Source organism: Candidatus Eremiobacterota bacterium (genome assembly GCA_031082125.1).
In the GTDB taxonomy this organism is placed as follows: Bacteria; Vulcanimicrobiota; CADAWZ01; order CADAWZ01; family Ess09-12; genus Ess09-12.
In genome coordinates, this window is record JAVHLM010000011.1 from 93868 (window position 1) to 104151 (window position 10284).

2 protein-coding genes are annotated in these 10284 nt (G+C 55.3%); both read right to left on the reverse strand.

Features of this window, described 5'->3' with window-relative positions:
- Window positions 1–31: 31 nt before the first annotated feature.
- A complete protein-coding gene (locus RDV48_14050; protein MDQ7823918.1) occupies window positions 32–5269 on the reverse strand; it encodes an HD domain-containing phosphohydrolase in 5238 nt (1745 codons plus the stop codon).
- A gap of 314 nt (window positions 5270–5583) precedes the next feature.
- Complete coding sequence (locus tag RDV48_14055) at window positions 5584–10020, reverse strand: HD domain-containing phosphohydrolase (GenBank protein ID MDQ7823919.1); 4437 nt, start codon at window positions 10018–10020, stop codon at window positions 5584–5586.
- Between the last annotated feature and the right edge of the window lie 264 nt (window positions 10021–10284).

Consider the following 10284-nt stretch of genomic DNA (forward strand, 5'->3'; position numbering starts at 1 on the left):
TCCCTTTTTCGCAGGGGCTCACTGGTATGGTTCAGGCAGACTGTGCCATCGGTTCTTCTATTATCCGGAGGAAAGCCTCGACGAGCTTCGGGTCAAAATGGGTGCCGGCGCAGCGCTTGAGCTCCTCTACAGCATTCTCGACGGTCATTCCCTTACGGTAAGGCCTGTCGGAGACCATCGCGTCAAAGGCATCGGTGATGCTCACTATCCTCGCCGCAAGGGGAATATCCTCGCCCTTCAGCTTGTCAGGATAACCCGAGCCGTCATACTTTTCATGGTGGTTTCTTACCACGGGAAGCACATGGGACATCGCGGGGAGAGGCTTCAGAAGCTCTTCGCCGATAAGGGGGTGCTGCTTGAGGACCTCAAATTCCTCGTCGGTAAGGCGGCCCGGCTTATAAAGGATGCTGTCAGGGATCTTGACCTTTCCTATATCGTGCAGGAAGCTGCAGTTCTTGAGATCGATCACGCCGAGATACTTTGAAAGGCGCTCTTTCACCGGCGAGGGCGCTTCCTTGAGATCGAGCTCCACTTCGCCGATGTCGTGGAAGCGGGCTCCATCCTCAATGCTCCTGAGCTGCTTTTCATCGGTGACGCCAAGCTGCCTTGCCAGTGAAACCGAGAGGTCAATCACCCTGGAGGAATGGTCAAAGGTAAAGGTGCTGGAGGCTTTCATAAGCATGTATATGAGCTTTGCCGCCATTTCATTGCCTGTCCAGCTCTCCTTCTGGGACTTCTTGATGACGGATTCAATGCTTGAAGCGGCATTCTGTACTGCTTGGTTCTCCTGCTTGACCTGGGTCTGCCTGGTCGCCTCAACCTTCTGAACGGCGTCTTTCTGGACATCCTGCTGCGCCTTCTGTTTTACCATAACCGTGCTGTCTTGCTCTGCAGGGGCTTCGCTCCGTGGAGGCTCTTCCTTCCTCAGGGAGATCACGGCGGCCCGTGGTTTCTGTCCCTGGACTGCTGCCACAAAGCTTCCGGGATCTCTCCCCTGCTCTCCCTCTCCTTCTCCCGTGCTCCCCTGTTTCATTGCTGCCTTGGGTTCCACGACACGGAGGAAAGGTGTCTGGCCAGTTCTGGGCTCATTCTTCACCTGCTCGGCAAGGGAAGGCCTGTTGGTCTCGGCACCAGCCACTGAATCGTTGATGACGGAGCGGGCATAACCTCCGGGATCCTTTGACCCGCCCTCTGCAGAGATGCGCGTCATGTGCTGGCTGCCTATCTTCTCAAGGGGCCTGGACTCCGCTGCGGCCTTTCCACCCCTGAGAACAGAAGCACCCATGGTTTTCGTGAATCCCTGGTGCTTTTCAGAGAGCTGAATCCTGCCCTGAAGGCCCTTTGTCTCTTCATCCCGGGCGGCAGCGGGGGCGGCAGCGGGAGGGGCTGCCTGCATGCTCTTCTGGGCCTGGGGCTTTTCATCAGCTCTTGCAACGAGGCTGTCAATCTTCTCGATAAGGGTTCTGTGTGATTCCATAGTTTCAGGCACAGCTTTTGTCACCGGCGGTGCTGAGGGAGCGCCTGAGGGGGCAGCCGAGGGCACATTCTCAGTTCTCGGCTTGATCACCTGCGAAGTGGAAAGAAGGAATTCTCTGCCAGGGGAAGCGCCCTTGTCCGGTGCACCCATGAAATAAGCATTCTCCCTGCTTCCCTGAATGTCTGCGTCTTTTCCCCTGGACGGGAAAGCTTCCGATTTTGCCGGCGCTTTCATGGCCACTTCGGGGCTTTGCAGGATTCTATCCCGTATCGACGGCTCTCCCGGGACTTTCATTGAGTCGGCCCTGGCAGGCGCCTGAAGCCCGGAGTCTTTTTTTGTTCCAGCCCGCGGGGAATTCTGCCGGCTATCGCTGTTCTCTGAGATCTGCCTCTTTCCCGGGGCCTTGATATCTTCGGGCCTTATCAGCCTGAGAGTATCGCGCATTTCCTTCAGGGACCTGACTTCATCGACATGCCTGTTGCTCTCTGCAGGAGCCTGCGGCTTTCCTGCCCCTTCCTCGGCGGGCTGGGAAAGACGCTTGTCATTCACTTCCTGCTGCGGAGCAAGCAGGGAAGTCCTGAGCACCACGCGCGTTACCTGTTCCTGAGGCACTTCCCTCGTGGCGACGGAGACCTGCCTCAGAGGATCTTTGTCTTTCTCACTATTCTTGACCTGGTTCGTCTCGTTCTCTGACAGCACCTGCAAGGCAGCAGGAGCCTGAATTGTCGGGGAAACTTCACGTGAGCTTCCTGCATCGCGAACGATTGCTCCCGCCTTTGATGGATCGCCTGCGGAAGGGGCCTGGAGAGCACCAGGAGCCTGGCTGCCCATGCCTGTCTCGCGGACAGTGCTCTTCGCCTGAACCGGCTCTGCATCTACGGTATTCTTGCTGGCAGGCTCCACCGTCCGGGCTGCTCCATTCTCTCTCTGCTCTGCTGCTGGAGGAGGGGCATAACCCTGGGAAAGGGGCCTGGCAGACGTCTCAGGGCTGTTCACCGGGGTTCTTGTGCTTTCAGTGCGGGAGATCTTTTTCTCGCCAGAAACCTTTGCCTCCTGGACATTGGCCTGGGCAGGCTCTTTCTGCCGGGCCGCATTGCCCGGGAAACCTTCCCTGCTTTTTTCCTGAGAGGCTTCCTGAGGCTTCACGGGGGCCTTCTCCTGCAAGAGGGCCTTCCCGGCGATATCATGAGTTTTCCCATGCTCCCCGGCAATGGCACGGCCCTGCTCTCCCGCTTTTCCTGCCTCGGCTGCCTGCTGGCCCTTATCACAGTTTAAAGCCCTGGGTTCCTGCGGTGACCCTGTTTCGCCTCGCCTCTCGGTTTTCCCGGCAATCCCTTCACTTTTGACTGCACTGCCATGATGCTTGGTATCAGGCGCCGTTCCCTTTGATGATTGTGAGGGGGGAGGCACAGCAGAGACAGGTGACGGCCTCACACCGGGGATATAGGCAGCATGGGGCTGGGATATGCCCGGGACATCTTTTCCGTGAGAAGCTCCACTGTTCTGGTTCTTTTGAGGGTCAGCTCCTCCAGAGGAGCGCGGGACTGAAGCTTGCCAGGGAAGACTTCCGGCAGCCTGGAATAGTTTTTCAGCCTGACTGTTCAGGTTGTGGCTCATATGCTGTACCTTGGAGAGCACATTGTCGTTGAGGCTCACTACCCTGTTCTGCACGTCGCCTTTTATATCAATGGTCTTTGACTGCAGCTCGCTGTGTATACGGTCAATCTTGGGTGATACCGATGATGACAGCTCCTGGCTGCGTGCAGAGGAGGAATTGTTTTCACTGTCAGCCTTCTTTTCCGCAACCATGTCTTTCACTCTTGGCTTATTTTCCACTCTATTTGCCTTCATATCCCTTGCAGCGTCTTTTTCCACCGGCACGAGAACTTTGCAAAGCTTTTCCTTGCCTTCGACGACGGGCGTCACTGGCACCTTATTATCGTGCTGCCTGTTATGATGGACGCCATGATGGCCATGGGCCGGAGATCCGTGATGAGCCGCCGGTTTATGGTTCTTTATGAGCGGCGAGCCAGTGAGGCTTTTCGCATGGTGTGCCGTACCGGCTGGTGAGGGCACCACCTTTTTAATAAGAGCCGGCACTACTTTTTTCGTGGCCGGTGTCTTTCCCCCGCTTACCGTGAGGGCCTTCACAGGCGCCTTGGAGTCTGATGCAGTGCTCTTTTTCTCGGTGCGGGAAGAGGACGCAGGCTTCTCCTTTGAGCTCTCCACCTCTTCCCTTACTTCCTTTTCTGCCTCGGAGGCCTTGGACTTCAGGTCGCCCTGCATTTCCTGGGCCACGCTGCTCAGATCGGATCTCACTTCCTGGACTTTGGGAGAAACCTCATTCTGAAGGCCCTTTATGTTGGTCTCCACTTTCTCGCCCACATTGGCGGCATCATTGCCGGCCGGGATGCCCTTGTTCCCGAGGTGCTTCTGTACCTCCGACGTTGACTGCGACAACTTGTTCTGAATCTCGTTCCCTATCGACTCGGCCTGAACCTCCACTTTGTCCTGCACGTCGCCGGCCTTGGAGGTCACATAGGAGCCGAGGTCTTCCACCTGTGACTGCACTCCCTCGGAGACACTCTCTGCCTTTGAGCTTACTTCCTCATTGATAGTGCTGGATTCAGACGGCGTAACCGACGACGATTCCGTATCAGACGAGACAGCGGTAGCATCAACGGGAACAGCATTTATCGCAAGGTCACTCGTGAGGTGATCCTTGCCGGGAACTGTTCCGTCCGGGCTGACTGACGTGCTGTTCGGCTTCCCGTCAGGGTTGCCTGACGTTCCGTCAGCCACCGGATTGCTCCCGCCGGGTACAGAGCCGCTGGTGCCGGTTCTCCGGGCAGCTCCTTCCATAGAGGTATCTGTGGTGTTTCTCTGCGCCGACCCGGTGGTTCTCCAGCCTGTTTCCTTTGCGGGTGCCATACTCTGAGCGCCCTCCGCACCCTGGCTTTCCCGGGATGTGCTGCCGCCCGCGGGAGCTGTCTGGGCATAAGCTTCAGCCCAGGCATTATATGCTTTTGCCTCTGAGGCCCCGGAGGACTGATGATTCTGATCGGCACCGTGGTGACGACCGTGGTGATATCCATCATGGTGGCCACCGTGGTGACGACCGTGGTGACCTTCATGGTGGCTGTCCTGGTGGCTGTAATAATTACGCCAGAGGGCATTGAGGGAATCTGTCTTTGTATGTCCTTCCTGGCGCATATGCTCGACCTGCTGCTCCAGTTCCTTCATGGTATGCTGTATCTTTGCCATTTCGGCATCCATTGAGGTCTCGGGCATACCTTCCAGCAAGCCCTGCTTCTGAGAGGGAGTTTCCCTTTCACCGGGAGCATTTTCTTCTCTTCTCATCTCTTGAGCTGAAGCATGGCCATGGCCATGGTGCCTGTGATGAGTAGAGACATCATCGCTGCGCTCAGTTCCGTTTATGGGCGGTGCATAAGAGGCCTTTACCGCCGAAAGCCTGTTATTTTCCTCAGCGGAGCCGCCGTTGATATAGCCGTCGAAGAGGCGCTCAAATTTGCGATAGAGGCCAATGTTATAGAGATCATGGGCAGCCCTCTGCACCCTGTCCGTTCTCGAAGGAGAATACTCCCTGTCTGCCGGTGAGACTGACGGAGCGCCTGCCAGCAAAGATGAGGATGACAGGGAAGATGACGAGGAGGATATCGAAGGGCTTGAAATGCTTGATGAACTGCTCTGGCTCCTGGAAGGAGTATATGAGGATACTGCCGAGGTGGAGGAGACTGTATCGTTGTTCTGAGAACGACTCTCTTCTGACATGGTGCTGCCTTTCTCCCGCTTTCCCTTACTCTCATTATTACCTATTTTTGACAATGATAAAATCATGAATTTGTAAAAAAGGTTAACACAAAGTTTTCTTTTTGTTAACCTTTATTTAACAAAACCCGGCCAGCCAGTATCGGCAGCAGAAAAGGGATTATTAAAAAGCCTGAGGAATGGGAATATACGATGACCTATAAAAAAAAAGCCCATGTCATGAAGCTTTTCATAGATAACAGGACTAAAACCCTTATTGAAATAAGCTGGAGCCACCCATGACAGGAAGATGCGTGCACATTGTCGGGAATACTGCTCTAAAAGGCTTCCGTACTTACTATATGGATAAACTTTTCAACGAGGATCGGATCAAAGTGGGTTCCTGCGCAGCGCTTCAGTTCCTTCACCGCATCCTCAAGAGACATGCCTTTGCGGTAGGGCCTGTCGGAAACCATTGCATCAAAGGCATCGGTAATGCCGACTATCCTGGCGGCAAGGGGAATATCCCCGCCACTCAGCCTGTCAGGATACCCGGAGCCGTCGTATTTCTCGTGATGGTGCCTCACCACGGGGAGCACATGGGCCATTGACGGCAGGGGCTTGAGGATGGCCTCACCGATGACGGGGTGCTGCTTGAGCACTTCGAACTCCTCGTCGGTGAGGCGGCCGGGCTTATAAAGGATGCTTTCAGGGATCTTGACCTTGCCTATGTCATGAAGGAAACTGCAGTTCCTCAGGTCCATCACTCCCAGGTACCGGGAAAGCCGCTCTTTCACATGCTGCGGCGCTCCCTGGAGATCAAGCTCCACCTCGCCGATGTCGTGAAAGCGGGCGCCGTCTTCAACGGTCCTGAGATCGTCCTCGTCAGTAATGCCAAGCGCTCTGGCGAGGGCTGCCGAGAGCTCAATCACGCGCGATGAATGTTCAAAAGTAAAGGTGCTTGAAGCTTTCATCAGCATATAGATAAGCTTTGCCGCCATCTCATTGCCAGTCCAGTTTTCCCTCTGGGACTTCTTGATGACCGATTCTATGCTGGTGGCTGCATTCCGGGCCGCTGCCGCTTCCTGCATGGAAGGCGCCTTCCTGCTCTCTCCCACCTTCTGGGCATTCTCAAGATAACGCTCATTCTTGAGCCTTTCCTCCTGGCGCGCGCTCTCGAAGTGCACCTTGTCACCTGCTGACGTGGGATCGCTGCCTGCTTCACCGGTGCTTCTTATTACCCTGGCGCCTTTGAGCAGGGGGCTTCTCGAGAACCTTCCGCGGTGCTCACCCGAAAACTGCCTGTATTCACCCTCGTCCTTGAGCTTTCTCTCACCGGGCACCACTTCATCAACGATCCTTACCAGAGAGGTCGATCCGCCCTTCTTCACTTCAGCTTTCTCGGGAATGACGATGAAATTCCTGTTCATCTCGGCAGCCACAAGGGGGGCATGGGTCGAGAGAATGGCTCCCGGCATGGTATAGGTCTTCTCGGTATTTCTTATGGCCGATATTTTCTCTATGCTGCCGTTCAGGGATTTTTGAGTCCCGCGCTCCTCCTTGGGATCATGAGCCTTCCTTTTGGTCACATGGGATTTTTCCTGGAGAGGGGTTCCCCTGGTGAAGCCATCCCTGTAAGTAATGGAGAGAATGGCGCTCTTTTCCTCTATGTAGCCTTTCTGCAGAGGGATTGAATCGCTTTTAGCCACCTGGCTCCTGGAGGAGGCGGTAAGACTCCCCTGGATCTCCTCCATGAGGGGTGCCCTGGCTGTCTCATGGACCGAGCCCTCTCTCACTATCTCCTTTATCTCATGGTTCTTTGCCACCGGCGTGATGGGAGAAACCTGGGGCTCCCAGATCTTCGGGGAGGCGAAAAGATATGACGGCTCGATAAGGAGCGGCGCCTTTTCCCAGTGCTTCACGGGGACCGGCATCGCCTGGGGAACGGATGGCGCGTCGGGCGGAGTTTCCTGAACAGGGGACGCCGGCTTTGAAGGGCTGTCCTTGAGCGAGGGGCCGTCATCTTTCGCTTTCAGAGGCGCCGCTTCCCGAGGCACAAAAGCGTGCGTGACTGGCGGCGGGGCCTGTATCGCTTCGGCTTTCGGGGCCTGTATCTTTTCCGCCTTCGGGGCCTGAACCTCAGTAAAAACGTGAGCCTTCTCCGGGGGTTCCTGTGATCTTTCCTTTATAGATGTACCTGTCCCTTCAGTGAGGCGCACTCCACTCTTCTCCGCCGGGACGCTTTCTCTGTGAATGCCGGCAATGTTCGTTTTCCTTTGATCTGGCGACGGTATTTCAGGGATATTCCCTGTCCTTACTTCCGGTTTTGCCACGGAGGCGCTGTGAGAAGCCTGGAGGCCTCTCCCCCCGGCAGTCTCCTGGCTGGGTTGCTTTGTCCTGACTCCCTCATTCTTCGGATGCACTTCCGCACGATGGTGTGCCTCATTATTGCTTCTTCCCGCCAGGGTTTCGTTGAGCGCCATAAGTTTCTGAAGGGTGCTCCAGGCTTTCTCCGGTCTTTCGGAGAGCTCCTTTGGAATTGAGGCCTCTTTTTTCAGGCTGGAAAGCTTGTCCTGCACAATCCCCTCAGGGACAAGGGCACCGGGCTTTGAAGGCACGGCTTCCTGAGGCGGGACTTTCACGTTCACCGTGCCGGGCTTCATCTGCATTTCGGTTCCAGGCTCCTGAGCTCCGCTCCCGGGGACCTGTGAAGATGGCCCTTTTTCGGCAGGGCGTGTCTCGGGAGCTCCTTCACAGACCTTCCTGAAGCCATCGGTAACCGACCCTATTTTCTGCCGGGCGTCACTTTTTATCTGCTCGGCGGTGCTTTTTATCTGCGTGGAAAACTTCTCATAGAGGGACCTCATCTCTGAGTTGAGGTTATCCCAGTTGCGTCGTTTTGTTTCTCCATTCTCAAGGACCTTGCTCTTTTCTTCCTGGATCTGCGAAACAGGCTTATCTTTCACGGAAGATCCGGCAGGAGCGCTGCTGATGATCGAGGGAGCTCCCAGGGATTGTCCTCTGCGGGACCCTGAAAGGCCTCTCATCTTTGAAAGCTCGTCGCCGCGTTCCATTCCTGATGCTGCCGCAGTCTGGATTGAATCCATCTCGGCGAAGACCTTGTCAAGCTTTTTTACCGAGCTTGACTGCACTCCTTCAATCTGTGCCGATATGCCGGACTCAAGGGTATCATAGCCTGAGCGCAGCTCCATATCAATTTTTTCCACCTGAGCCTGGCCGGCAGGCAGCACCGCCTTTTCGACGGATTCCATGACGCGGCAGGACTCGCCTGCCCCCGTAAGTGCGGCACTGGCCCGTTCCTGGATCTGCGATGAGAGAGAATTTACTTTTTCTTCAACATCTACAGAGATGCTCTTTATGGTGTTGTCCACATCAGAAGATATTTTTTCGGTACGGGAAGCCAGGCGGCTTTCGGTGTTCTCCATGCTTGAGGTATTATTAAATGACCGCTCATCGACAGGGCGCTCGCTTCTCCTTTGAAGAAGCCTGCCGTTTCCCTCCTTGTCATCAGTGCGTCCAAGTAAAGCATCGAGAAAAGACTTTTCATCCCTGTCATTGTTCTTGCCGGACTGGCCTGTCAGGAACGGGTTTTCTTTCCCCTCTTCAGCACCGCCCAGGATTCTTTCAATGACTGAGCTGCCCTTGCTGTCATCACGACTGCCGCTGCTGTTTCTTAATAAGGTGTTCTCCCCCTTTTCAGAAACCCCGGCGGGAAGGCCTTCAAAAAGAGTTCCCTCTTTCCGCCCGGAGGCTTGAAGAAGCGTACCATTCTCGACTTTCTCCAGGATCTCATTTTCAGGCCCATTGAACTGCCCAAAGAATTTTTTCGCCTCTGCGAGGCCGGAAATGGTGCCCCCTGATGCCTGGGAAGGCTTCTCCCCCCCCTGAGGCCTGCCTGTGCCTTCGGTCTTAATTGCGCCTTCTGGCTTTTCCTCAGGCTGCAGGGCTGCGCCCATAGGCTTCTTTGTCACCTCTCCTGCGGCGGGAGATCCCTGGGATGAGGTGGCATCGGTAAGTCTCTTCATGACCAGGTCGAGAAGGTCAACCTGTGACCCTCCGTCCTGGCGGAGCTTTCTGGTGGTGCTCACATCGTCGAAGAAACGCTCTACAAGGAGTTTCTGCTCATTTGACACCTGCAGGGCGAGCCTTTGAATGGCGGTAATCCCGTTATTTATCCGGGCGAGATTGGCTTCGACGGGTTCCCGGGAATTTTCACCGCCATGGAAACCTGGGCGGTCTATGCTGTGCTGCTCATCTGAAGCGGAACAGATGGTGAAAAGAGGATGAGCTTCCTCTGCCCCTCTCAGACACTGATAGGTGCCGAACAGTTTGTCAAGGGTCCCTGTGAGCCAGCTCATGCCATCAGGGGATATGCCGCTCTCGTAATGGCCGTGACTGCTTTTCACCGGCCTCTCCGGCAGACTCCCCGGTGCAGCGGGTTGAGTCCCCCCCCGGGCTTTGCCAGGCATTCCCGCGGAAGAGGGCTGAGCCATGAGGGCGGCAATCTTTTCACCGGCACCTATATTGATAAATGAATCAAAAACACCTTCAAGGACGTCCAGCACCGCTGAAAGGCAGGCCTCCCTCGGGGTCTCGTCAAAACCGTAGACGCTCCTGAGGGATGAAGCCTGGGAGGCCGTCGCAAAGGAGGATTTTTTTACAGGAAGCCCGTCAGAGGGGACAGAGAGGGCTCCATGAAAAGAAACAGCCGTCACGGTGAGTTCCGCTTGCTGTCTATAGTGTTCCTGGCTCATCCCCGTTCCTCCCTCGACGATGGTGCCACCGGTTCCCCTGCAAAATCTGTTGCCGATGTGAACACCGCCTGGTGGTATAGCCTATTCCCCTCATGAGCCATATCACATTCTCCGACCCCTTTCTCTAGAGTTTTCATGTTAAAATTTTGTAACCACTGTTAAAATTTCGGATCATATGATGAGAAAATTGGTAACAAATCATTCAGCAGCACTCTTGCAGGATATTCGCAGAAACTGCGAATATCCTGGTGTACAATAGAAATC

Bases quoted from the DNA above. Each gene is read 5' to 3' on its own strand.
- RDV48_14050 (MDQ7823918.1), bottom strand. From the start codon at position 5,269: ATGTCAGAAGAGAGTCGTTCTCAGAACAACGATACAGTCTCCTCCACC.
- RDV48_14055 (MDQ7823919.1), bottom strand. From the start codon at position 10,020: ATGAGCCAGGAACACTATAGACAGCAAGCGGAACTCACCGTGACGGCT.